The 23,374-nt window shown below is 65.8% G+C and carries 27 protein-coding genes; 18 read left to right on the top strand and 9 right to left on the bottom strand.

Features of this window, described 5'->3' with window-relative positions; translation table 11 throughout:
• Window positions 1–92: 92 nt before the first annotated feature.
• Window positions 93–470 (top strand): hypothetical protein, encoded by a 378-nt coding sequence (locus ACQPZ2_RS08385; RefSeq protein WP_433525033.1) that lies wholly within the window; start codon window positions 93–95, stop codon window positions 468–470.
• 81 nt (window positions 471–551) lie between these two features.
• On the opposite strand, the gene ACQPZ2_RS08380 is transcribed toward ACQPZ2_RS08385, so the two are convergent.
• From ACQPZ2_RS08380 to ACQPZ2_RS08370, 3 genes are all read right to left on the bottom strand, one after another.
• The gene (locus ACQPZ2_RS08380; RefSeq protein WP_433525032.1) at window positions 552–1,259 is read right to left on the bottom strand and encodes a DUF1906 domain-containing protein; all 708 of its coding nucleotides are present in this window, start codon (window positions 1,257–1,259) and stop codon (window positions 552–554) included.
• A 179-nt stretch (window positions 1,260–1,438) separates the two neighbouring features.
• A complete protein-coding gene (locus tag ACQPZ2_RS08375; protein ID WP_433525031.1) occupies window positions 1,439–2,566 on the bottom strand; it encodes a hypothetical protein in 1,128 nt (375 codons plus the stop codon).
• Between the two features lie 237 nt (window positions 2,567–2,803).
• Window positions 2,804–3,409, bottom strand: coding sequence for a CHAP domain-containing protein (locus tag ACQPZ2_RS08370; protein ID WP_433525030.1), 606 nt, complete (start codon window positions 3,407–3,409; stop codon window positions 2,804–2,806).
• Between the two features lie 213 nt (window positions 3,410–3,622).
• On the opposite strand from ACQPZ2_RS08370, the gene ACQPZ2_RS08365 reads away from it, so the two are divergent.
• From ACQPZ2_RS08365 to ACQPZ2_RS08350, 4 genes are read left to right on the top strand one after another with little or no spacing between them, the layout of a single operon-like run.
• Complete coding sequence (locus tag ACQPZ2_RS08365; protein ID WP_433527359.1) at window positions 3,623–4,273, top strand: ABC transporter permease; 651 nt, start codon at window positions 3,623–3,625, stop codon at window positions 4,271–4,273.
• Between the two features lie 22 nt (window positions 4,274–4,295).
• A complete protein-coding gene (locus ACQPZ2_RS08360) occupies window positions 4,296–5,459 on the top strand; it encodes an ABC transporter ATP-binding protein (protein WP_433527358.1) in 1,164 nt (387 codons plus the stop codon).
• Window positions 5,456–6,235, top strand: a complete 780-nt coding sequence (locus ACQPZ2_RS08355; RefSeq protein ID WP_433525029.1) for an ABC transporter permease — start codon at window positions 5,456–5,458, stop codon at window positions 6,233–6,235. Before ACQPZ2_RS08360 ends, ACQPZ2_RS08355 begins: the two co-directional genes overlap by 4 nt.
• A complete protein-coding gene (locus ACQPZ2_RS08350; RefSeq protein ID WP_433525028.1) occupies window positions 6,232–7,197 on the top strand; it encodes a glycine betaine ABC transporter substrate-binding protein in 966 nt (321 codons plus the stop codon). Before ACQPZ2_RS08355 ends, ACQPZ2_RS08350 begins: the two co-directional genes overlap by 4 nt.
• A gap of 41 nt (window positions 7,198–7,238) precedes the next feature.
• Here ACQPZ2_RS08350 and ACQPZ2_RS08345 read toward each other — a convergent pair whose 3' ends face one another.
• Complete coding sequence (locus ACQPZ2_RS08345; RefSeq protein WP_433525027.1) at window positions 7,239–7,892, bottom strand: TIGR03086 family metal-binding protein; 654 nt, start codon at window positions 7,890–7,892, stop codon at window positions 7,239–7,241.
• Between the two features lie 110 nt (window positions 7,893–8,002).
• On the opposite strand from ACQPZ2_RS08345, the gene ACQPZ2_RS08340 reads away from it, so the two are divergent.
• Both ACQPZ2_RS08340 and ACQPZ2_RS08335 read left to right on the top strand, forming a co-directional pair.
• Window positions 8,003–8,974, top strand: a complete 972-nt coding sequence (locus tag ACQPZ2_RS08340) for a helix-turn-helix transcriptional regulator (RefSeq protein ID WP_433525026.1) — start codon at window positions 8,003–8,005, stop codon at window positions 8,972–8,974.
• A 122-nt stretch (window positions 8,975–9,096) separates the two neighbouring features.
• Complete coding sequence (locus ACQPZ2_RS08335) at window positions 9,097–9,825, top strand: helix-turn-helix domain-containing protein (protein WP_433525025.1); 729 nt, start codon at window positions 9,097–9,099, stop codon at window positions 9,823–9,825.
• Window positions 9,826–9,908: 83 nt separating this feature from the next.
• Here ACQPZ2_RS08335 and ACQPZ2_RS08330 read toward each other — a convergent pair whose 3' ends face one another.
• The gene (locus ACQPZ2_RS08330) at window positions 9,909–11,366 is read right to left on the bottom strand and encodes an MFS transporter (RefSeq protein ID WP_433525024.1); all 1,458 of its coding nucleotides are present in this window, start codon (window positions 11,364–11,366) and stop codon (window positions 9,909–9,911) included.
• Between the two features lie 75 nt (window positions 11,367–11,441).
• Here ACQPZ2_RS08330 and ACQPZ2_RS08325 point away from each other — a divergent pair, with 75 nt between their 5' ends.
• Window positions 11,442–11,921 (top strand): MarR family winged helix-turn-helix transcriptional regulator, encoded by a 480-nt coding sequence (locus ACQPZ2_RS08325; protein ID WP_387296057.1) that lies wholly within the window; start codon window positions 11,442–11,444, stop codon window positions 11,919–11,921.
• 46 nt (window positions 11,922–11,967) lie between these two features.
• On the top strand, window positions 11,968–12,588 hold the full coding sequence (locus tag ACQPZ2_RS08320; protein ID WP_433525023.1) for a hypothetical protein: 621 nt from the start codon (window positions 11,968–11,970) through the stop codon (window positions 12,586–12,588).
• Here the strand turns inward: ACQPZ2_RS08320 and ACQPZ2_RS08315 are convergent.
• A complete protein-coding gene (locus ACQPZ2_RS08315) occupies window positions 12,498–13,409 on the bottom strand; it encodes an AraC family transcriptional regulator (protein ID WP_433525022.1) in 912 nt (303 codons plus the stop codon). The two genes, ACQPZ2_RS08320 and ACQPZ2_RS08315, sit on opposite strands and share 91 nt — an antisense overlap.
• 62 nt (window positions 13,410–13,471) lie before the next feature.
• On the opposite strand from ACQPZ2_RS08315, the gene ACQPZ2_RS08310 reads away from it, so the two are divergent.
• From ACQPZ2_RS08310 to ACQPZ2_RS08300, 3 genes are all read left to right on the top strand, one after another.
• Window positions 13,472–14,371 carry a DMT family transporter gene (locus ACQPZ2_RS08310; protein WP_433525021.1) on the top strand — a complete coding sequence of 300 codons (900 nt, stop codon included), beginning with the start codon at window positions 13,472–13,474 and terminating at the stop codon, window positions 14,369–14,371.
• A gap of 64 nt (window positions 14,372–14,435) precedes the next feature.
• On the top strand, window positions 14,436–14,999 hold the full coding sequence (locus tag ACQPZ2_RS08305; protein WP_433525020.1) for a hypothetical protein: 564 nt from the start codon (window positions 14,436–14,438) through the stop codon (window positions 14,997–14,999).
• Entirely contained in the window at window positions 14,996–15,556 is a 561-nt protein-coding gene (locus ACQPZ2_RS08300) for a hypothetical protein (RefSeq protein WP_433525019.1), read from the top strand. The genes ACQPZ2_RS08305 and ACQPZ2_RS08300 overlap by 4 nt, the downstream gene beginning before the upstream one ends.
• A gap of 6 nt (window positions 15,557–15,562) precedes the next feature.
• On the opposite strand, the gene ACQPZ2_RS08295 is transcribed toward ACQPZ2_RS08300, so the two are convergent.
• Window positions 15,563–16,117: an oxygenase MpaB family protein gene (locus tag ACQPZ2_RS08295; RefSeq protein WP_433525018.1), complete on the bottom strand. Its 555-nt coding sequence runs from the start codon at window positions 16,115–16,117 to the stop codon at window positions 15,563–15,565.
• A 39-nt stretch (window positions 16,118–16,156) separates the two neighbouring features.
• On the opposite strand from ACQPZ2_RS08295, the gene ACQPZ2_RS08290 reads away from it, so the two are divergent.
• Both ACQPZ2_RS08290 and ACQPZ2_RS08285 read left to right on the top strand, forming a co-directional pair.
• Complete coding sequence (locus ACQPZ2_RS08290; protein ID WP_433525017.1) at window positions 16,157–16,585, top strand: hypothetical protein; 429 nt, start codon at window positions 16,157–16,159, stop codon at window positions 16,583–16,585.
• A 53-nt stretch (window positions 16,586–16,638) separates the two neighbouring features.
• A complete protein-coding gene (locus ACQPZ2_RS08285; RefSeq protein ID WP_433525016.1) occupies window positions 16,639–18,720 on the top strand; it encodes a protein kinase domain-containing protein in 2,082 nt (693 codons plus the stop codon).
• Between the two features lie 467 nt (window positions 18,721–19,187).
• On the opposite strand, the gene ACQPZ2_RS08280 is transcribed toward ACQPZ2_RS08285, so the two are convergent.
• Window positions 19,188–19,772: a TetR/AcrR family transcriptional regulator gene (locus ACQPZ2_RS08280; RefSeq protein WP_433525015.1), complete on the bottom strand. Its 585-nt coding sequence runs from the start codon at window positions 19,770–19,772 to the stop codon at window positions 19,188–19,190.
• A 77-nt stretch (window positions 19,773–19,849) separates the two neighbouring features.
• On the opposite strand from ACQPZ2_RS08280, the gene ACQPZ2_RS08275 reads away from it, so the two are divergent.
• Both ACQPZ2_RS08275 and ACQPZ2_RS08270 read left to right on the top strand, forming a co-directional pair.
• Window positions 19,850–20,275, top strand: a complete 426-nt coding sequence (locus ACQPZ2_RS08275; protein ID WP_433525014.1) for a tautomerase family protein — start codon at window positions 19,850–19,852, stop codon at window positions 20,273–20,275.
• Window positions 20,275–21,405, top strand: a complete 1,131-nt coding sequence (locus ACQPZ2_RS08270; protein WP_433525013.1) for a zinc-dependent alcohol dehydrogenase — start codon at window positions 20,275–20,277, stop codon at window positions 21,403–21,405. The genes ACQPZ2_RS08275 and ACQPZ2_RS08270 overlap by 1 nt, the downstream gene beginning before the upstream one ends.
• Window positions 21,406–21,415: 10 nt before the next feature.
• On the opposite strand, the gene ACQPZ2_RS08265 is transcribed toward ACQPZ2_RS08270, so the two are convergent.
• Entirely contained in the window at window positions 21,416–22,012 is a 597-nt protein-coding gene (locus tag ACQPZ2_RS08265; protein ID WP_433525012.1) for a TetR/AcrR family transcriptional regulator, read from the bottom strand.
• Window positions 22,013–22,115: 103 nt separating this feature from the next.
• Here ACQPZ2_RS08265 and ACQPZ2_RS08260 point away from each other — a divergent pair, with 103 nt between their 5' ends.
• Window positions 22,116–22,607 carry a nitroreductase family deazaflavin-dependent oxidoreductase gene (locus ACQPZ2_RS08260; protein ID WP_433525011.1) on the top strand — a complete coding sequence of 164 codons (492 nt, stop codon included), beginning with the start codon at window positions 22,116–22,118 and terminating at the stop codon, window positions 22,605–22,607.
• A 254-nt stretch (window positions 22,608–22,861) separates the two neighbouring features.
• Entirely contained in the window at window positions 22,862–23,374 is a 513-nt protein-coding gene (locus ACQPZ2_RS08255) for a hypothetical protein (protein ID WP_433525010.1), read from the top strand.

Genomic DNA, 23,374 nt, shown 5'->3' with positions numbered 1-23,374 from the left:
AGGGGTCACCGGGCTTCGCTCTTTGTCGACACACGTGGTGCGAATCGCCGCGATAGCGCGCCGTCATGAAGGGACTGTGGTAGACCAAAGTCATGGCGACTGTCGATGATTCGCTTCGGTCCGGTCCCTCGATCCATCCGGGTCATTCGATCCGGAGCAGGCGTTCGCGTCGATCGATCCTGTCCTTCCGATCGGAGGGCTCGATTCTGTCCATCGGCTCGGCCTACTCGATCCTCTCGATCGGCAGCGTGGGCTCGGTGCTGTCCATCGGTGCCGTCGGATCCTTCGGCTCGGTGATCTCGTCCTTCTCCATCGGCAGCCTCGGCTCCGCCTTCTCCGGCATCTCCCGCTGGTCCCTGTTCTCCTGGCGCGGCGACCACGAAGCCCCCGACAACCGCCCCACCCTCCGCGTCGTCCCCGACGACGAACCCGAACTCCGCCTGGCCCCCACCTGCCACTCCCAAACCTGACGGATCAAGATCAGGTGGAATCCATGGCGGCATCGCCCGAGAAGCCGCCGCCACCAGTTCCACCTGATCTTGATCCGTTAGTCACCATTGGCCGTATTCGGCGGCGAGGATGTTGTTGACGTCGACGCCGATGCCGTCGATGGCGCGTTTGTCGATCTCGATCTGGTGCAGATGCGCGGACGGGTGTACGAAACCCTTGGGCGTGCCCCAATTGTGCTGCCAGTACCAGGAACCCAGGCCCGCGGCGCTGGCCAGTTCGATGGTCGGCGCGTTGGCGTAGATGCCGACGTTCTGTTTGCCGAGCACCGACTCCCAGCCGAGGATGTACGGCGCGATCATGGTCGCGAAATCGGCCGGGGTCGGATTGTCGTCGATAGAGGCGTAGATCGGCCGGTTTTCCGGACCGCCCGCGGCCAGATGCAGTTCCAGGCCTCGATCGGCATGCTTCTTGCCCGCCTCCATGCCACCGCGCCAGTCGGCGGTCGAGCCCTTGCCGAACTGGTAGTTCGACACGATCGTCAGCCCGGCGGCGTGCAGTTGATCGACCTCCTCGGCGCGCAATGGCTTCCCCTCCATCCATTCGGCGCCCGGACGACGATCGGAGACGTAGCGGATGGCGCCGAGGTGACCGTCATCCAGGATCGCCGCGGCGGACGGAACACCGCCCGCGTAGTCGACGAGGGTGCCGAGCACACCGGCCGCCGAAGCGCGGGGCGCGACGACTCCGACGGCGGCGGCCGCGGCGGTGTAGGCGAACAGCTGGCGGCGAGACACAGAGATGGAACGCATCGCAGGACTCCTTCGCGCAAACCCGACATGGACAGGTAGCGTGCCCGGCGCACCTTCCCCAAGGTTCATTCGCGCGCCGGGAGCCTCGAACGTGCACTTATTTCACCATATTCACATTGGAACCGCCAGACCCACTGGAAACAGGAATTCACACTTGTCACACGGGTCAAGGGCTGGTTCTAGGCGATGCTGTCGAGCCGCGCCGCGACATCGATGGTGCGACCCGAACTGTCGCCGAGCTCGTCACGCACCACCCCGGCCACCTGCGCGACGACCTGTTTCTTGATACCGGCCAGCACACCGAGCGTCGCCGCCCGCACACCGCGCGCCTTGAACTCCAGCCGCAGTTCATCGGCTGCGGGCGGCGGCACATCGACGACGATCAGCAGCGGATCGGCCGCCCGCGCGGTCAGCACCAGCGGAATCTCGACATCGGCGCGATACTGATTGGCCTTGAGCACATCGACGGTGATATCCAGGCTCACCGGCAGTGTGAGATCGAAGGAGACCGGCTCGTCCGAGCGATCCGTCAGCTGCGGCGTTCGAACATTGCCCTGCACCGTGACGGTGGCGGAGTCGCGCGGTCCGGCGCGCAGCGGCCCGACCTCGATGGGACGGCCCGCTATCCGCTCGACGAATTCGAAGACCCGATCGCGGGTCACGATGCGGGAGAAGAACTGATGCCCGAATTCGTCGTAGCCGATCCAGTCGAACTCGGCCTGGTCGACGTGCGCGGAACGGACGCCGTTGATGATGGCCTCGACGTCGAAGACCCGGCCGCGCCGCGCCTGCGGTTCGGCGAGCATCGCATTCACCCGATTGGCGACCTCGCGCTGCACCACCCCGGCGATCGGATCGAGCAACCACTCCCAGGCCGAATCGATGGCCTGGGCGCGCAGCACGAAGCTGACATCGCGTGAGGTGATCGGCGGGATATCGATGACGATGAGCAGCGGGTCCGCGGTGCGCGCATGCAGCGTGAGATCGATTTCGGCGACCGCCTCCAGCCGCATTTTCCGCCCGCCGAGCAGCACCTTCACCGACATCGTCAGCGGCACGGTCACCTCGAAGGTGACGTGCGGGCCGTTGCGCAGAATAACCGGCTTGCCCACCTTGCCCTCGGCCATGAATCCGGCCAAACCCACCGGTCCGAGGGAGAACGGACCGATCGCGATGCCGTGATCGGTCATCGCGGAGACGGCGGCCTCGATCCGTTCGGCCGTCACCGCGTGGGTGACGAATCGTTCCCCGAACGCGGCGTAGTCGATCCACGCGGGATCGTCGGTCTTTTCCTCGATTGGCAGCATCAGAGTTTCCGAAACCCTCACCTCTCAACGGACAACCGACACGGTACGCGACGCAGATTTCGGCAAGGCCGGGCCGACATCCCCCACCCAGAGGTCCCTGTCCTGCTGATGAGGGGGTAGCAGGACAGGGACCGAAAGACGGCGCTGCCGGGCGCCGCCTAGTCAATGGTAAGTGCTAGCGGAGGACCCGCCGACAATGCATAGCCACTAGAAAGACCGGCTGAGTCACAACACTATTCACAAACGACCGAATCCCACCACCCCAGGCACCTCCACCAGTGCGAAACGATGGATCGCGACCTCACCGAATTCATTGCCGCCGATGGTCGTGACGGTCCCGTTCGCGGCCGTGAGCACGAAATTCGTGTGCTGACTGAAGGGGCTCCCCTCGGCGTAGAGCAGCACGTCACCGGTGCGCGGCTGATATCCCGAACCGGTCGGCGCGAAGCGGTCCGTGCCCTGGTAGTACTCCTGCAGCGTGTAGACACCCGGGATCCGCCACGATCCGGAATTCGGATTGGCCAGCGGCGCCCCCGCCTCGCGCAGCACCCAGCTGACGAAGTCGGCGCACCACGGTTCGTCGGAACCTTCGGCGTACTTCGGACCATCGCCTTGCGCCTTGAATTCCCGTTCGAGAATCGCGACGATCCGTCCCTGTGTGGGGTCCAGCCCGGACCTGTCGATCGCGGGAAATGCGGTCAAGCGGTCTCCGGCGATTGCGGTTTGCGCGCGATCCTGCCACCAGCGCAGACCGACCACACCTGCCGCGACCAGCGCAACCACCACCAGGCCGAGCACCGGCCACCGATACCGTTGCCGCTGGGCCACCTCGTGCTCCGACATATCCCCCTCCAGGCTTTCGACTCTTGATCATTAGGACGAACGGGCCCGCCCCGCGGTTCCCGCAGATGTGGTTTCGACTGGATGGGTGTGGGGCAGTCTCTCGAAGGCATAGCGGCGGTGGGCAATTGCCGCCTGCGGTACCGCGAATCTCGTCCCGGCCGAGCGGCAGGCGCGATAGTCTCCGAGGACACCGGGCGACGGGGAGGTAAGGCCCTGGACACACTGTGGACATTCGTGGTGCATCGGCGCGCACAGCTGGTCACCGATTCGTATTTGCATGTCTCGGCGGTGGTGCAGTCGATACTGCTCGCGACGATCGTGGCCGTGCTGATCGGCATACTGGTCTACCGCAGCCCGTTCGGATCCTCGGTCGCGACGGCGCTGGCAAGCGCCGTACTCACCGTCCCGTCGTTCGCGCTGCTCGGGCTGCTGATTCCATTCCTCGGACTCGGTGTCGGTCCGACCATTACGGCGCTGGTGCTCTATGCCCTGCTGCCGATTCTGCGCAACACCATCATCGGTTTGGCCTCGGTGGACCCGGCGATCGTGGACGCCGCGCGCGGGGTCGGCATGAACCGGCTCCGGGTACTCGCGCGCATCGAATTGCCGCTGGCCTGGCCATCGATCCTGACCGGGATGCGGGTCAGCACCCAGATGATCATGGGCATTCTGGCCATTGCCGCCTATGCCAAAGGACCCGGACTCGGCAATCTGATCTTCTCCGGCCTGGCCCGGCTCGGTAGTCCGAATGCGGTGCCGCAGGCGCTGGTCGGGACGATCCTGATTGTCGTACTCGCGCTGATCCTCGATGGGATCTTCGTCATCGTCGGGCGACTCACCACCTCGAGGGGACTACGTGACTGATACCGAAATCCGCGGCGACAGTATGGCATCGGCGGTATCCGGCGTCGAGATCGTGCTCGACGAGGTCACCAAACACTATCCGGGCCAACGCGATCCGGCTGTCGACCGGGTTTCGCTGACCATCCCGGCGGGCGAAATCGTCGTCCTGGTCGGGCCGTCCGGCTGCGGTAAGACCACCACCATGCGGATGATCAACCGCCTCATCGAGCCGACCTCGGGCACCATCACGATCGGCGGACGCGATGTCATCGGCGTGAATCCGGACCAATTGCGTAGGGGCATCGGCTATTCCATCCAGCAGGCCGGTTTGTTCCCGCATCTGACGGTCGCGAAAAACGTTGCGACAGTGCCGGGTCTGATCGGCTGGGACCGAAAGAAGGTCGCCGCGCGGACCGACGAAATGCTCGAGCTGGTCGGCCTCGATCCCGACACCTACCGCCATCGCTATCCCAGGCAGCTCTCGGGCGGTCAGCAGCAGCGTGTCGGAGTGGCACGCGCATTGGCGGCCGATCCGCCGGTGCTGCTGATGGACGAGCCGTTCGGCGCGGTCGATCCGATCACCCGCGGCCTGCTGCAGGACGAGCTGCTGCGCCTGCAATCCGAACTGGGTAAAACCATCGTGTTCGTCACCCATGATTTCAACGAGGCGGTGAAGCTGGGCGATCGAATCGCGGTGCTGGGCAATCAATCCCGGATTCTGCAGTACGACACCCCTGCGGCGATCCTGGCCGATCCCGCGGATGAGACCGTGGCCGGTTTCGTCGGCGCGGATGCCTCGCTCAAGCAGCTCACGCTCACCCGGGTCCGCGATGTCGAGCTCGGCAGCTGCCCGACGGCCCCCGAGTCCGATTCGGTCGACAGCCTCCGCGCCGCGCTGGCCGGACGGGATTGGCCATGGGCGCTGATTCTCGACGCGCAACAGCGGCCATTGCGTTGGGTGTCGAGTGAGCAACTGGCACAGGCGAATTCGCTGCGCGATGTCGGCTCTTCGGTCGGTGAGCAGCTGTCACTGCAATCGACACTGCAGGATGCTTTGGAGGCCTTGCTCGCCGAGCAGACCGCCACCGCGGTCGTCACCGGTCGGCGCGGTGAATACGCCGGATTGATCACGATCGACACGCTCGTCGGTCATCTGTCGGCCATGCGCGCTACCCATGCGGGCGCGGAGACGGATGCGACGACATGACCACGGCGACCACCGCACCGGCCACGGCATCGCCGACGACACTGCGTCGGGCCGAACGCATTCGGCTGCTGGTCCAACCGGCGCTCGTGCTCGTGCTCACCGCGGGTGTGCTGGTGTGGGCATTCCGGCGCGACCTCACCGTCACCCAGCAGGCCAGTATCAGCGTTTCCAATATCGCGACGGTCACCTGGCAGCATGTGCTGATCACCGCGACGGTCGTGGTGATAGTCGTCGCGGTGGCGGTACCGCTGGGCACACTGCTCACCAGGCCCGGATATCGCCGTCCGGCACCGCTTTTCGTCGGCATCGCCAATATCGGCGCTGCCGCGCCCGCGATCGGTCTGATCGTGCTGTTCTACCTCGCCACCCGCACCACCGGGTTCTGGATCGGCGTAGCGCCGATCGCCTTCTATTCGCTGCTCCCGGTGCTGCGCAATACGATCCTGGGCTACCAGCAGGTGGATCCCGCAGTCATCGACGCCGGACGCGGCCAGGGCATGTCGGCGCTGACGGTATTGCGCCGCATCGAATTTCCGCTCGCCATCCCCTATATCCTTGCCGGACTGCGCACCTCGCTGGTGCTGGCCGTCGGCACCGCTACGCTGTCGTTCCTGGTGAGCGCGGGTGGTCTCGGCATTCTGATCGATACCGGGTACAAGTTGCGCGATAACGTCACGCTGGTGGTCGGAGCCGTCCTCGCGGTCGCGCTGGCGCTGCTCGTCGACTGGCTCGGTGCACTGGCCGAACAGTACCTGGGGCCGAGGGGGTTGAAGTGAGGGCGTGGGTGCTGGGCCTTGCGGCCGTATTCGTATTGAGCGCCTGCGGATTACAGTCCGGGAGCGCGGTCCCGCTGCGGGTGGGTCCCGGCAGTATTCGTCCAGTGCCCGAACTCGACGGTGTCTCGATTACGGTGGGTTCCAAGGACTTCACCGAGCAGAACATCCTGGGATATCTCATCGAATTCGCCCTGTCCGCAGCGGGTGCGCAGGTCCGGGACCTGACGAATATCCAGGGCTCCAACAGCGTTCGCGATGCCCAGCTGCACAGTCAGATCGACATCTCCTACGAATACACCGGCACCGGGTGGATCAACTATCTCGGCAACGAGACACCGGTCCCGGATGAAGTCGGACAGTTCGAGGCGGTTCGCGACGCGGATCTGGCCGCGCACGGCATCGTGTGGACGGATATGGCCCCCATGAACAACACTTACGCGCTGGTGATGAGCGCCGATACCGCGAAGGAAACCGGTGTCGTCACGCTGTCCGACTATGCCCGGCTGATCGCCACCGATCCGGCCGCCGCCGCCACGTGCGTCGGCACCGAATTCAATGTGCGCCAAGACGGTTATCCCGGAATGGCGCGTAAGTACGGGATCGATGTCGGCAAGGTGCACAAGCAGATCGTGCAGGATGCGGTGGTCTATCAGGCCACCGCCGATGCCGGGCAGTGCCGGTTCGGCTCGGTCGCCGCCACCGACGGCCGGATTCCGGCGCTCGGGCTCGTCCTGCTGAAGGACGATCTGGGCTTCTTCCCGAAATACAATGCGGCGCTGGTGATGCGGAAGTCCTTCGCGGACGCGCATCCACAGGTTGCCGACATCATGGCGCCGATATCGAAGAAGCTGACCAATGAGGCGATCACCGAATTGAATCGCCAGGTCGACGTGGATGGCCGCGAACCCGCTGAGGTAGCGCGGGATTGGATGGTGGCGGAAGGGTTCGTCACCGCGCGCTGACCGGTCCGAGCGTGCACTCTGCACGCTCGGACCCGGTCGCATCAGGCTTGCGGATCGCGACCCAGGTAGCGCAGCAATTCGGCGATCGCCGTGTCATCCGCCGCGCCGTCGACGATCGCGGCGTAGGCACCCCACTGACGCAGCGGCTCAACGATTTCCGCCTCTGGGCCGCCGCCGGGCGCCGGGTTCATGGTCCGCGCCGCGGTGAGCAGGTGTCCGGCGAGTTCATCGTTCAACGGGGACGGCTGTCCGGTCGCGATCGCGATATCCCAGGCGTGCACGGCCGCGTCCAAGGCGCACATGACCGCGGCGACGGGGGTCGGCAGGTCGCCGTGCGGCAGCGGGGTGGGTACGGTCTCCGTCTCGTCGGTGACGGTGGCCCAGGCGGTCGCGGTCTGCTCGACCGCATCGCGGACCAACTCGACGGCCGTGCCGTCGATGGCGCCGGACGGTGCGAAGGGGTTGTAGGTGGGGCCGATTCCGATACCGAGCGCCTTGGCGAAGGCGAGCTGATCGCCCGCGGCGTGCTGAATCACCTGCGTGACATCCCATTCCGAGCACGGGGTCGCCAGCTGCCACTGGCCGTCGCCGATACCCGCGACCACATCGGTCAGTGCGCGGTAGGAGGTGGCGAGGACATCACGCCAGACGGGGCGCAGGGTCGCGGTGGCGTCGGCGGCGGTGGTGATGTTCATGGCTGGCCTTTCTTTTTCCTTCTTGCTGATGTCACCAAGCCTATGAGGCCATTAGGCTAGTTTCATTCCTAATACATCGGCTTCATCCGAAAAGATTTCCGGAGGCGACAGTGGCGGCCACCACAACGCGCGTTCTTCGCCTGCTCTCGCTGCTGCAAGACCGCGCCCATACCGGCCGTGAGCTGGCCGAACGGCTCGATATCACGGACCGGACGCTGCGCAACGACATCCAGCGACTGCGCGAACTCGGCTATCCGGTGCATGCCGAGCGGGGTGCGATCGGCGGTTACCGACTCGGCCGCGGCAGCACCATGCCGCCGCTGCTGCTCGACGACGATGAGACTGTCGCGGTGGCCGTGGCCATCGGCTTGGCCGAGGACGGCTCCACCGGCATCGCCGATATCACCGAGAACGCGGCCCGCGCACTGGCCAAACTCGAGCAGATCCTGCCGAAACGCTTGCAGCGCAAGGTGACTGCGCTGCGCAACGCCACCGCCATCGGACCGGCGACCACCGGCTCACGCGAACCGGATGCACCGGTGCCGGCCGCGATACTGACCACACTCGCGAGCGCCATCCGCGATGGCGCCACCGTGCATATCGGCCTGAATCCCGACGCGGACAACGAAATCGAGCCCTACCGGCTGATCAACTGGCAGCGCCGCTGGTATCTGGTCGCCTATGACCTCGAAACCCATTCCTGGCGTGCGATTCCCGTCGCCCAGGTGCAGCGCGCCGTCGCGGGGTCACGTCGCTTCGCCGCACGGTCACTGCCCGACGACGATCTGGTGGCCTTCGTCATGCGCCATGTCGCCAGCACGGGCTGGAAGGTGCATGCCCGGGTGACGGTCCTGGCGCCCGCCGAGACGGTGATCGCCCGCATCAACCCGGCCGTCGGCGTGGTCGAGGCCGTCGACGCCGATACCTGCATTCTGCTGACCGGCGCGGATGCCCTGGAGACCATTGCCATCTACCTGAGCATGCTGATGATGGACTTCCGGGTCGACGGCCCACCGGAACTGGTTGCGCACCTGCGCACCCTCGCGCGGCGTTATGCCGAGTCGGTGGAACTGGCACCTTAGCGTTATCGAAAGCGTTATCGAAGGTTGCGGCAAGGCTTTTGGAGCGAGGCTAGGCTGCTGACCCGGCTACATGAACGGGGGGATCAACTCTTGATCCCGAGGGAATCAGGAGGCATACCACCATGGCGGCTACCCGCCCTTCGATCGCCCGCTACCTGCGCGAGCGCCGTGCAGCGGCCGGGCTCACCCAGGCCGCGATGGCCGTGGCCACCGGATTCCCGCAGACGGTGATCGAGGATTTCGAACAGGGGGTGGTCGCGCCGACCCCGGCGACACTTGGCCGGTTGTTCGATGCGCTGGGCGTACCGGTGTTCTTCCGCGACCACATTGTGAGTCTCACACAGGCGAGCCAGTTTCCGGAGACCTTCGGCCCGGCGCCGAGCGTGCCACTGCCCACCGATCTGCGCACTTTGCGCAGCCTTGCCCAGCCCGCCTGGTTCCAGATCGTGCCCACCTTCGATCTGGTCGCCGCGAACTCCGCTTACCTGCGGCTATTTCCCGGACTCGAGCCCGGCGACAATATCCTCGAGTGGACGATGCTGAATCCGGCGGCCCGACACGCCGTGCACGAGTGGCACAACGAGGCGCATCTGATGGTCTACGCGCTGCGGATGATGGCGCCTGGCCTGGTGCCGCAGGAGCGACTGGACAAGATCATCTCCGCCTGCCGGTCGGCGCCGGAGTGGGAGCAACTGTGGCTCACCGATGTCGCACCGGCCGATATCGCCAGACCGTGCATCCATGTGCGCGATCCGGCGCGTCGCGAACCGCGCCGAATGACATTGAACGTCTTCATGTCCGAATTCCCGCGGCGGCCATGGTGGATGTACACCCTGGTGCCGATCGACTGAACCGCAGGCCATCGAACGACAACGGGGCCGATCCTCGCCGTTGCGGATCGGCCCCGTGGCCGTTCGTGCTCATGACCCGATGATCAGGCGTGCCCGGTCTTATCGGCGGCATCGGCTGCCTTGCGCATCGGAATGACGAGCGTGAGCACGATGGCGACCAGAGCCGCGGCCGTGGCGATCAGGAAGGTGGTGTGGAAGCCGTCGCGCGAGGGCAGTACATGCGAGCCGAGCTGCATCGTCATGTGGGCGAGCACCACGCTCATCACCGCCGCCGAGGTCGAAGTACCGATCGAGCGCATCAGCGAATTGAGGCCGTTGGCCGCGGCGGTCTCCGTGAGCGGCACCGCGCCCATGATCAGCGCGGGCATCGCGGCATAGGCCAGACCGACACCGCCCGCGACGATCATCGCCGAGATCATGAGCTCCCAGACACTGTTCATCAGCACTACGGCACACAGATAACCGACCGCGATCACCGCCGAACCGAGCGCCAGCGTGACCTTCGGGCCGCGCGCCGCCGACAGCCGCGCCGACACCGGCGACAGCAGGATCATCACGAATCCCGTTGGGGCCAGCGCCAATCCGGCATTGACCATGGACAGGCCGAACCCGTATCCGGTCTGCTCCGGCGCCATCATCAGCTGCGGGAAGGTCAGCGACATGCCGTAGAGCGCGAAGCCGACCGCGATGGAAGCGAGGTTGGTGAACAGGACACGCGGCCGCGCCGAGACCCGCAGGTCGACCAGCGGTGAGCGCTGCTTCAGTTCGAAGTAGCCCCAGATGAGGAATGTCACGAGGGAGAGCGCGAACAGGCCGAGCGTGCTCGCACTGCCCCAGCCCCAGTCCGCACCCTTGGTGATCGGAATCAGCAAGGCCAGCAACGCAATCGACAGTCCGACCGCACCACCGAAATCGAAACGCGCGGGCGTGCGCACCGGTGACTCCGGTACGAAGACGAAAACCAGTGCGGCACAGACGACACCGAGCCCGGCCGCGGTCCAGAACAGCATGTGCCAGTCCGCATTCTGCGCGATCGCCGCCGCCAGCGGCAGGCCGAGCGCACCGCCGACACCGAGCGTGGCACTCATGATCGCCATCGCGGAACCCACCTTCTCGGCGGGCAATTCGTCACGCATGATGCTGATGCCGAGCGGGATCGCGCCGACCGCCGCACCCTGCAGCGAGCGCCCGATGATTTCGGGCGCGAGCGAGGAGGACAGCGCGCACACCACCGAACCGGCGACCATCGACACCAGATTGGCGAACAGCACCCGGCGCTTGCCGAACATATCGCCGAGTCGGCCACTGATCGGGGTCGCGACGGCACCGGCCAGCAGGGCCGCCGTGATCACCCAGGACGCATTGGACGCCGAGGTGTCCAGCAGCGTCGGCAGTGTGGGAATGATCGGAATGACCAGCGTCTGCATCAGCGATACGACGACACCGACCATGCCGAGGGTCGCGATGAGTAGGCCGGATGCGGGACGGCGCCGGGCGTCGTTCTCGGTGACGGTCGAGGACGCGTCGGCTGCAACAGTCATGAATATGTACGGTACACACCCTATGTATCGTGCACAATTTGCAATCGGCGTGATTCAGCCGACATAGTGTGGGCCATGCCCGAATCAGGCCCCGAGAATGACGATGAACTCACCCGCCTCGTCTTCGAGTTGACCCTGCTCTCCCGGCACTTCCCGGCCTCGCTGTTGCGCAGGCCCGGCTTCCAGCTCGACCGGTCGGCGTATCTGATCCTGACCAGACTGGAGATGGACTTCCCGCTCAGCCTGCGCGAGCTGTCGGAGGCCTTCCAGCTCGATATCTCCACCATCAACCGGCAGGTCGCCGCGATGCTCAAGCAGGGCTTGGTCGAGCGCGTCCCCGATCCGGACGGCGGCATTGCCCGCAAGATCCGGGCCAGCGCCAAGGGCCTGGAATTGGTGACCGCCGATCGCGAGCAGAGTCAGGAGGGCATCGGCGCGGTCGTCGCCGACTGGACGGCCGCCGATATCGCGCAGTTGAGCGGGCTCATCTCTCGGTTCAATATGTCGATAGAGCATCTCGAGGAGAATCCGTGGCCGCGTCCGCCCGCTCGGTAGGCCACCGAGTGGCGCGGCACCCGGGGCGTCGGGCAATATCGCTGCGGTGAGGTTCGGGTTCGGGGTGGTCGCGGCGTCACTGTTCGTGGCGTCGCCGCTCGCCGTGGGCTGCGGACTCGATACCGAGGCCGACGAATGGAACGGCTGGACGGTGACGGTGTACTACACCGCAGTCGAGTCCTACCACTCCGGACCGCTCGAAACCGTGCGCGGCTGCGGCGATCTCGAATGCACCGAGGCCAATGTCGAAATCGGCTCGTTACCAGAGGATTTCATCGATGTGGTGCGCGATGAGGGCACCGGCCGGATCACCAGCGGCGGGCACGCGGGTCAATATCTGAACTGGTCCTACGATGTCGGCTTCTGGCTCGACACCGAACCGCGGGACACCCGGGGCGAGGCGCTGCATCCGTTCGAGAGTGCGGCCGCCGATGGCATCGAGCCGGGAACTCGATTGCGGCTCACCGGTTGTGGGAACGCAAAATCCGACAACGTATGCGGCAAATTCAGCGCCGCGACTTGGACGATCGGCGACGAATTCACGCCGGGACTCGGCGGCCCACGGCATCTGGACCTTTACATCGGCGAGGAAACCTCCGAAAGTTTCACCGAGGGACCGGATTTCGTGACGTTCACCGGTGCGACACTCGAACCCGTCGAGCCCTGACCCCCTTCGAAATACACTCCGGGCGTAATGCCGTAGCAGCGCCGGAACCAGCGGGTCAGATGGGCTTGATCGGCGAATCCGGCATCGATCGCCGCCTGGCTGATCGGTCGGCCCGCGGCGATCAATCTGCGCGCCGTGCGCAGCCGCAGCAGTCGTTGGTAATCGCTCGGCGCCAGACCGTAATTGGTGCGGAAGGCACGATACAGTGCGAACCGGCTGCATTCCGCGGCTTCGGCCAGATCGTCCATCGAGATGGGGTCGAGATAGCGATCGTGCAGTACCGCGCGGACCCGTCGTGCGATATCGGCTGCCGAACCAGCCGGTACCACAGCGGTTCTCGTCGGCGTTCGGGTGCCGCGCTGGACCAGTGCCGCGACCGACGCGGCCAATGCCTCGTCGGCGGCGAGTTCGGTGGCGGGGCCGATCAGACTCGCACAAAGCCGGTGTAGAGCCGATGAGAGCACCGGATCTCGCAGCACCGGGTCGGCGAACAACGGCAGACCGGTCGCGCGGCCCGCGCGGTCGGAGAGCAGATCGGTGATCAACTCGGATCCGATATGCGCGATCCAATAGGTGAATCCGAGTTCGGTCGTGCTGTGGCCGTCGTGCGGCTCGTCCGGATTGAAGGCCATCACCATGCCCGCCGCGCTGGTGCGCGTGGCGCCGCGGCAGTCGAAGGTCTGCGCGCCGAATTCGGTCAGTCCGAACGAGTACGTCTCGTGACTGTGCAGGTCGTAGACGTGCCGTTCGAAATGCGCGTGCATGACCTCGACCGGGCGGTCCGCCATTCGCCGGTAGTCGACCCATTCACGCTCGGTCACCGGTCCATTGTCACCGCACCAGCGTTCAATACTCGGGCGCGGCCCCCGCCGATGATCGACCTGTGCGTATCCGATTGCTGTTGGTCCTGGTCATGGCGCTGTGGGGCAGCGCGTTCGCCTCCTCGAAACTTGCGGTGAACGAGGTGCCGCATGCGGTTGCCGGATTTCTGCGATTTCTGATCGGCACGGTTGTGCTGCTCATCGTGCTGCGAGCACCGCGGCTGCCCGCCGCCGATGCCGCTCGCGCGGCCGGGCTCGGATTGGTCGGGGTATTCGGCTATAACTTTCTGTTCTTTCTCGGGCTTGCCTTGGCCCCCGCGGCGGACGGCAGCGTGATCGTGCCGATGGCCGCACCAATTTTCACGGTAGCCGTGACGACATTGCTCGGCCGTACTCGGTTGTCTCGCATCCGAATGGTGGGGCTGACCCTCGCGATCGCCGGTGCCGGTGTGTTCTTTCTCGGCATCCCCGCGACCGGATCCCATCGGCTCCTCGGCGATCTCGTTTTCCTTGCGGCGGCGGCCTGTTGGGCGAGTTACACGATGCTCGGAGCGCCGCTGTTGTCTCGGCTGTCCGCTCCGACCGTCACCGTGTACGCCACCGCCGCGGGCACGCTCGCGCTCGGGCTCATCGCCGCTCCGGAACTTTCCGACGTCCGGTGGTCGGAGTTGGACCTCGGATTCTGGCTCAATCAGGCCTATCTCGGCGCGCTGCCCACCGCCCTCGCATATGTCCTCTATTACCGAGCGGTGAGTCAGGTCGGACCGGCGACCGCGGCGGCGGCGATGTTCCTCGTGCCCGCCTTCGGTCTCAGCTGCGCGTGGATATTGCTCGGGGAGTCCATCTCGCTGACGCAAGCCCTCGGGGCCGCACTGATGTTCGTCGGCGCCTGGCTGAACAGTCGCCGCACCGCGCCGCGCGAAGCGACGCCCGTGCCGGAGCCGGTCGACGTGCGTTCCTGAGGTTTGGATGGGCGTCGGCGAGGCATTACGTGGATGACACGACCGTCTGAGCTAGGAGGATCGCGTGTCTTCTGCAGTGATAGCAATTGTGGTCGTCGTGGTGGTGGTTTTGGTCGTGGCCGGGTTGCTGGTCGCGGCTTGGCCGGTGCTGCGGAGAAAGCGGCTGCGCGAGAAGTTCGGGCCCGAATACGACCGGACCAGGGAAGAGCTGGACAGCCGTAAAGCCACCGACCGTGAACTGACCGAGCGGGAGCGGCGTCATGCCGAGCTCGATATCCGGGAGCTGTCGGAGCAGGAGAAGCAGCGGTATCGCACCGAGTGGGCGCGGATGCAGGAGCGCTTCGTCGACGCTCCGGCGGATGCGGTGACCGCGGCCGATGTGCTGGTGGCCGACATCATGGCCGAGCGCGGCTACCCCACCGAAGGGTATGACCAGCAGCTCGCCGATCTGTCCGTCGAGCACGCGGCGACGGTGGGTCACTATCGCGCGGCGCACGAGATCGCGATCCGGCGCTCCGATACCCGAATCTCCACCGAGGACATGCGATTCGCGGTGGTGCAGTACCGCGAGTTGTTCGAGGACCTGCTCGGCGGTACGCCGGAAGAGAAGAAGGACGCAAAGCGATGAGTACGGAACAGGACCGGGAGCGAAATCTGGAAAACGAAGTGCCGAAAGGTGTTTCGCCGACCGGAACACGCACCGGAACCGAGGTCGATTCGGCTGCTTCGTATGGCTCGGCGCCGATTTCGGAGGCCGAGGCGAGCGGGGGCGGGGCCACTTCGGCTGAGCGGGAGGGCGCAGGCGAGAGCGCTGCGGACGAGCGCGAAGCTGCGGGCGGTGACACGGCTGCGGGCGAGAGCACAGCGGCGGCAGACGAGCGCACGGCCGCAGGGCAGCAGGAAATCGGAGATCAGCCGCTCTTCGGTGCTGCCGATGTCGAACGCCTGCGCACCGCATGGCGGCAGTTGCAGGGCGGTTTCGTGGACAGCCCGCACGACGCGGTGACACAGGCCGACGATCTGGTCATGGCGACGGTTCAGCAGTTGTCCGCCGCGCTGGCCGAGCGGAAGCAGTCGCTGGAACGGCTGTGGTCGCGCGAGGAGGACGGCGATACCGAGGATCTGCGGCTGGCGCTGCGCAGCTATCGCGCCTTCTTCGACCAGTTGGTCGGCACCGGGAAGTAGCGCGGTTCAGGCCGAGGCGGCGAATGAGTTCAGCTGCAGGCTCTTGTATCGAGCCCGGATCTTCTCGTATCGGAATCGGTTGTGGGCCAACGGCGTCAGGGTGAGCCGACGCGGCAGGTGTTGCCAAGCGAGGGTGGCAACCGTTGTGTACAAGGCGAATTCGAGGCGGTGCCGGGTCTTCCAGTCCGAGCCGAGCAGCTCGCGCATTTTCGGATGCGCCGCGCCTACCGAGCAGATCAGGACCGGGCGGGTCGCGACGGGCAGCGTGGCACGCCACAGCGGTTCTGCGAGCACGCGGATGATCGCAGGTAGCAGCAGCGTCGGAAACGGAAGGGTAGTGAGGCTGCGCCGGGCGAACTGCAGGAATTCGTTGTCCGCCAGCTTGTTTCGTGCGACATCCGCGTAGTACTCGGTCATTTCGGCCAGCGTCGCCGGAAGTCGGGTGCCACGGCCGGGCAGCTCCAGCGGCTCGACGCTCGCACGGATCGTCTGGTAGACGAGTTCCCGCTCGGCCGGATCGAGTCGACGGCCCGCGGTATGCACATACGCCTGATAGATCACAGTGAGACCACTGACCGCGACCCCACCAAGAGCGAGTTGGTGAAGGCCGCGACCATCCACCTCGCGGAGGTCTTCGTCGAAGCCCTGCGCGCCGATCCACCGAACGCCGATACCGAACGCGAGCGCGCCGCGCTGCTGGTCGACGTGCTCTGGATGGCCGCCAACCAACCACTCACCGCTGCGCTGCTGGAATTCGTCGCCGCCGCCCGCACGGATCCGGAAATCGCCGACGCTGTCGTCGACCTCATCGCACAGATCGACACGCTGGCCTTCGCCACCGTCACCGATATCGCGGCGACCCTGGCCGCCACTCCCGGTGCGCGCGACTGGCTACGCATCACCGTTTCCTCGATGTGCGGCGCGGTGGCGGTGACCGCGCTCCCCGGCGGCGCCTCGTTCGCCCCAGCCTGGCCCAACCTGCGCGACAACATCCTCGCCGGGCTGGACCGCCTCATCTCCGCCGGATGAGGTATGTGAAACACGTATGTCGCATAGGCGCGCCGATACCATAGGCTTGCGCCGTGATTTCCGAGCGTGCAGTGGTCGACGGGCGTTTCGAGTTGCTCGAGCCGCTCGGTAGCGGCGGTATGGGGACGGTGTGGCGTGCGTATGACCTCGCGCTGCACCGAGAGGTCGCACTCAAGGAGGTGCGGGCCGAGACCGATGGCGCAGGCTCGCCCGGGGTGCACCGCGAGCGAGTGCTGCGGGAGGCCAGGGCGCTGGCCCGGATCGGTCACCCGAATGTCGTTGCCATCCACCACATCGTGGATTCACCCGAAGTGGCGCATCCATGGATCGTCATGGAACTGGTTCGCGGCCAGAGCCTCGCCGATCACCTGGCGGGTGGGCCGATGCCGCCTTCGCAAGTGGCGCACCTCGGCCGGGGTATCCTTGCCGCCCTCCGTGCCGCGCATCAGGTGGGCGTACTGCACCGCGATATCAAACCCGCGAATGTGCTATTGCGCGAAGACGGTTCCCCGGTCCTGACCGATTTCGGTATCGCAGCGCTCAACGATATGACCGGATTGACCTCCACCGGCAGTGTGGTCGGCTCGCTGGATTATGTTGCGCCGGAACGGCTCAGCGGCCAGGAGGGTCATACGGCCTCTGATCTGTGGTCACTCGGTTTGCTGCTGTATTTCGCAGTGGAAGGGTTTCACCCGATGCGGCGGGAGTCGACCGTTGCCACGCTCGCTGCCGTGATCAGAGGGGAAGTGCCGCCGCCGCAGCGGGCCGGAGTGTTGACGGCGGTGTTGACGGCGCTGTTGGTGCCCGATCCGGATCGTCGGCCGAGTGCCGAGCAGGTGGATCTGATGCTCGCGCAGGCGGTTGGGTTTGCCGGTGCGCCAACGGTGTTCGATGTGCTGGGTGGGGGCAGTGGTGCGGGGGCTTCTGGTGGACTGGGCGCGGGCAGTGGTCCGGGAGCTTCTGGCGAGCAGGGCGGGCGCAGTGGTCCAGAGGCTCTTGGCGGGCAGGGCGGGTTCGATGTGGCCGATGCGCCGGGTGGATTCAATGCCCGAGGCGCGGCCCAAAGACCTGGCTTCAGCACCCCAGGGGCAGCCTATGGACTCGGTGGATTCGACGCCCCAGGTGCAGGAGATGCACGCAGCGGATTCGAAGCGCCGAGCGCGGGCAACGTGCCTGGCGGATTCAGCACGCCAGGCGCAGGCAACACGCCCGGCGCATTCAGCACGCCAGGCGCACGCAACACAGCTGGCGCATTCAGCACACCCGGTGTCGGCAATACACCCGCATTCAGCATGCCAGGCGTGGCCGACACACCCGGCGCATTCAGCAGACCCGATGCAGCCCGTGCACCCGGCAGGTTCAACACGCCAGGCGCGGGCAATGCACCCGGTGCCTTCAATGCGCCTGGCTCAGTCGGGGAGTTCCACGGATCCAGCGGCACGACACCCTCGCCGCACCCATACGGCTCCACGAATCCCCCTGCGCACAAACCACGCTCACGCGGGATCGTCATCGGTCTCGCGGCCGCCGTAGTCCTCGCTGCCATGGTCGCCACGTTGGCGATAGTCGCCTTGCGCCCCGATTCGTCCGGCAACCAGGCCACTCCTGGCAATCCACCCGCGACCAACGAATTCCCCACGACAAGTCGTTCCGCAAGCCCGTCCGGAGCGCCCGGGACCGGCAAACCCGTCGACCTCCTGACCCCGACCAGCATCCGCCAGGCCATCGCCGCACTCGAAAAGGTCTCCGGCAGCGACGAATTCAATGAAGCGACGTTCTACCCGACCTACGCCAACGTCGGCGCCCCGGTCAAGAACAACCCCAACCTCTACGACCTCTTCGTCTACCGCGACGGAACGGCCACCCGAAAGGGCGCAGGCGGCCCACTCTCGGACAAAGCCACCGTAAAGCTGAGCTCGATCAACTGGGACATCCTCCCCGACCTGTTCCGCACCGCCGACGAAAGCCTCGGCATCCCCACCCCCACCCTCCGCTACGTAATCGTCGACCCGGCCTGGACCTTCAACAACGACAAGCCGACAGTCATGGTCTACCTGACCGACGACTACGGCGGCGCCTACCTGGCCGCCGACACCGACGGTACAGTAGTAAGCAAATACCCCAGAGGCCGCTAGCCTCAATAACTTTCACCCCGACCGACACGAAACCCACTGCACCCGAATCGAATCAGGTGTAACAGCGGATTCAACAGCCTCAAATATTCGTACCGGGAATAACACATCGCCCATCGGGCCCGATATTCCCGATGATCATCCCATCCGACAACGTACAAAAGCTGCCGATCTGAACGCACTCCTGGTGCGTATTCATAACCATCTGGTCCCCACAGGGCGTCCCAGGATCACCCGGGCCAGCCTGCGCACTCACCGGAAAAAGCACCGCGCCGATCCCTGCGGCACCAGTTGCGACCAATAGTGAAATACGAAGCATGATCAATCCTCCAATCCGATGACGGATCGCGAGTACTCCTCTATTCAAACCGCCCGATCGTCGGCATTTCACACCGACCAAAACCCATCCCCGACCAGCACGATCCTACTCTCGAGCCGAAATGCTCAGCTGAACCGTCGACCGTAACGGACTACTTCGCGGCCTGGTCGGTCACCGCGCGCACGACGTTTTCGAGGGCGTCCGCGGTTTGGTCGAGGGGGCGGGTGCTGCGTTGGGCTCGGCACATGGCGACGGTGCCTTCCATGGCGGCGACGATCAGGGTGGCGGTTCGGTCGGCGGCGGCGGGGGTCGCGCCGTGGGTGCGGAGAGAATCGGCGAGTAGTTCGGTCCAGTGGTCGAAGGCGGCGGCTGCGGCGCGGCGGGGTTCGTCGTCGGCGTCGGACTGGTCTTCGACCGAGACGGCCAGTACCGGACATCCGGCACGGAAATCGCTGTCCACCACTACTTTTCGCCACATGTCCGCGAATGCTCGTAGCCCGGCGACCGGTCCGGCGGGGAGTTCCCTGGCGAGTTTGCGCGCGGCCAGGGCGTCGGCGAAACGGACGGCTTCGGCGGCGAGTTGGGATTTACCGCCGGGAAAGTAGTGATAGGTCGAGCCGAGAGGGGCGCCGGAGTGCTTGGCCAGTTCGCGCACGCTGGTCGCGTTCAGCCCGCGACGGCGCAGCATGTCGGCCGCACCGGCCACCATTCGATCTCGCGCCTCCGATTGCGCCATCACACTCCCTTGCTCATAACGACTGTCATAGCGTACCGTGCACGACATATAACAGTCGTTATAACGGAGGTGTTCCCATGCCGATGATCCAGCTCACCCTGCCCGCGGCGGTCTTTTCCCCGGAGACCCGCCGAACCTTGCAGCAGACGCTGCCCGCCACCCTGCTGAAGTGGGAGGGTGCACCTGACACCGCGTTCTTCCGCGCGCAGGCGTGGTGCCGCATCGATGAAGTACCGGATGGTGGCTTCAGCAGCGCCGAGGACGATCTGCCGCGGTTCCGAGTCGATGTCACCGTGCCGGAGGGCGCGCTTTCCGATCGGCGTAAGGAGGGCTTGATCAAAGAGGTGACCGCCGATGTGCTGGCAGCGGCCGGACTCGGCGCGGATGACGCACTGCGAGTCTGGGTGCTCATCCACGAACAACCCGAGGGCACCTGGGGCGCGGCAGGCACCGTCGTGCGCTTCGCCGAACTGAAAGCCCTTGCGGCACAGGCGCGCGGCTGATGCGGGAACTGAACTTCCTGCGCACCAACCACCTCGAGTGGCGTGAACGCCCCGATCCGGTCCTGACCGACGCGCGGGATGCCATCGTGCGCCCGTTCGTCGCGGGCCGCTGCGACGGCGACACCCTACCCATACACCGCCACGTCTCGCGTGCCATGCAACTGGGTATCCGGGCCGGGCTGATCGACCAGGTAGTGTCCGGTATCTGCGGACCGGTCCCGTTCCAGGGCCCCTTCGGCATCGGCCATGAATGCATCGCCGAAGTCCTCGAAACCGGTTCGGGCGTAACCGGTCTCACGCGCGGCGACTTCGTCGTCGTGCCGTGGGCGGTGTCCTGCGGCGAGTGCCGCGAATGCGTGCGCGGGCTCACCGCCAAATGCTCCACCACCCGCACCGGCCCCCTGGCCGCCTTCGGATTCGGACCTGCCAGCGGACCGTGGGGCGGCATGGTCGCCGACCGCCTGCGCATCCCGTATGCCGACCACATGCTCGTGCGCCTACCCGACGGACTCGACCCGCTGCGGGTGGCCGCCGCCAGCGACAATCTCGCCGACGCATGGCGGTGTGTCGTCGCGCCGCTGACAGAACGACCCGGCGGGTCGGTGCTCCTCCTCGGTGGCGCAGCCCAGAGCATCGGGCTCTACGCCGCCGGACTGGCCGTCGCACACGGCGCCGAGGTCGTCGACTACGTCGATCACCGGTCCGAACGCCTCGCGATCGCCGAAAAGCTCGGTGCGCGAGCACATCCGGTCAAGAAAGGAAAGCTACGTCGCGCTGATCTGCCGTCACGCCGCTACGACATCGTCGTCGAAGGCACCTCCACCGCCGCAGGTGTCGACGCCGCCCTGCGTGCGTTGCAACCCGGCGGAATCTGCACACCCGTCGGCTACTACCTCCCGCCTGGTACGAAGGTGCCGCTGATGCACATGTACGCGAATGACGCGACCCTGAAAATCGGTGTCTCCCAAGTGCGTCCGGTGCTACCGGCCCTGCTGGATTTCGTCGCACGCACCGAGTTCCCGGCCGAAACCGTCACCACCCTGCTCGCCGACTGGGACGATGCCCCCGACGCCTACCGAGCCCACACCACCAAACTCGTCCTGCACCGGCCACCGCTCGGCGTCGACTGACCACACCCGGCTATCTCGGCTCGAGTGCCGGGGCGACCCAGGTGGTGAGGTAAGTGCGAAGTTCCGCGCCGCGCCGGGGCGGGCGGCCGGGGTCGATGACGAACGACTGGACGATGCGCAGCATGTGCTCGACGAGTTCCTCCAGATCGGGATCGGAGATCCCGGCGGCCGCCCAGTCGACCGCGAAGCGTTGCAGGATCGAGCGGCCGAACGCCAGTGCGGTGTCGGAAGTTACGCCCGCGGAGAAGGCGCTGGCGCGGCCAGGGGTGAGCAGCAGGTTGAGGTACTTCTCGTGGGGCAGACGTTCGAGGGTGTAGGCGATGCCTTCCACGACGGCGGTGGCGGGGTCACGGATCTTGCTCACGTGCTCGGTGAGGACGTCGAGGAAGTGCGTCGTCTGCGCGATGGCGGTCGCGGTCAAAAGTGCTTCCGCACTGGGGAAATAGCGGTACACGGTCTGGCGGGTGACGCCGAGGTCGCGCGCGACCTCGGCGATGCTGAAGTCGCCGCCCGATCGGTCGATCGCTCGACGCGCGGCGGCCAGGATGCGATCGACGGCTTCGTCGTCGTCCACGGGTGCCGTGCCCGACCATCCATGCGTGCGCACCGGACTGCTCACCCCTTCACCCGCGCCGTCTCGACCGCTCGCTTGACCATACACATACGACTAGATGTATGGTCAAGCCAGTCGGCCTGATCGAAGGAACGCAATGACCCCTCCACCACGCCCCAAACAGCTCGACTCACCTGTATTGCCGAAGATCTTCAAATACACCGGCAAAATCCAAGTTTGGGTCTACAAACGCACCGGTGGACGCATCGGCGGAAAATGGCGCATCGGCGCCGGATTCCGCAAGCCGGTACCGACGCTGCTGCTCGAGCATCGAGGCCGGAAGTCCGGGATCACCCACACCACACCGCTGCTCTACATCACCGACGGCGCCGACACGATTATCGTCGCGTCCCAGGGCGGCCTCGCCAAACACCCGCAGTGGTACCACAACCTGCGCGCCACCCCCGACATCCACATCCAGATCGGCCGCGAACGCCATGCCGTGCGCGCGGTCACCGCCGACCCGCAACAACGCGCACGTCTATGGCCGCGGCTGGTCGACGCCTACGCCGACTTCGACACCTACCAAGCATGGACCGAGCGCGAAATCCCGGTCGTCATCCTCCGCCCCCGCACCGCGCTCGGCTGATCCTGCCGACCGTCGATCCGAATGCACCGTAGCGCCGAGCCGAAGGCAGGTAGGCGAGGCGAAATGCCCGCACCGCTGGTGCTCGGCGAAGACCGGGGCTGACTTCTCCGCGCACCCGGGAAAGGGTGGCAGGATCGTCTCTGCGCGGATGCGAGAATGCTTGCGCGACAGGCCACGTCCGCGACAATGCTCCGTCGGCGACTACGCTCACCGCAATATCGGCATGGGTCAGGTGATCGACGAGGGAAGGCGTAATGGTGGATCTCGCCGCGCGATTCGAGGAGCTGGGTCGCCTGGTACCGATCCCCGACCCGTGGGACATAACGGAATACATCGCGCGGGTGGCAGAATACCGGGAACGGCCGATCACGTTGTGCCCCATCGACATCGGCGCCCTCTTGGGAAACGGATGCGGCACCGGAAGCGGCCTGTGGATTGCCCGGGAAGACGATGACGTGATCATGTACGGGGCCGACACCGAATGGCATGCCGATCACATCATCGCTCACGAGATCGGTCACATGCTGCTCGGCCACGCAGAGACCGCGAGCGCTCCCGGTGCTGCCGCGGCTGATCTGCCGTTGCGCGAATTGATGCCCTCGCTGTCGCTGGAAACCATCCGCAGCGTACTGCGCCGCCAGGACTACGGCAGTGAGCGTGAGCACGCCGCCGAAACCTTCGCCGACCTGCTGCTGGTCGAAGCGATGCTGCCGAAGCGGTCGGCGAGCCGGTTCCGCTCGACGTTCTTCCGGAACCGGCATCGCTGA

It is taken from the genome of Nocardia pseudovaccinii (assembly GCF_050942345.1).
Taxonomy (GTDB): domain Bacteria; phylum Actinomycetota; class Actinomycetes; order Mycobacteriales; family Mycobacteriaceae; genus Nocardia; species Nocardia pseudovaccinii.
Note: the sequence above shows the minus strand (reverse complement) of the source record. Positions and strands in the feature narration are given on the sequence as shown.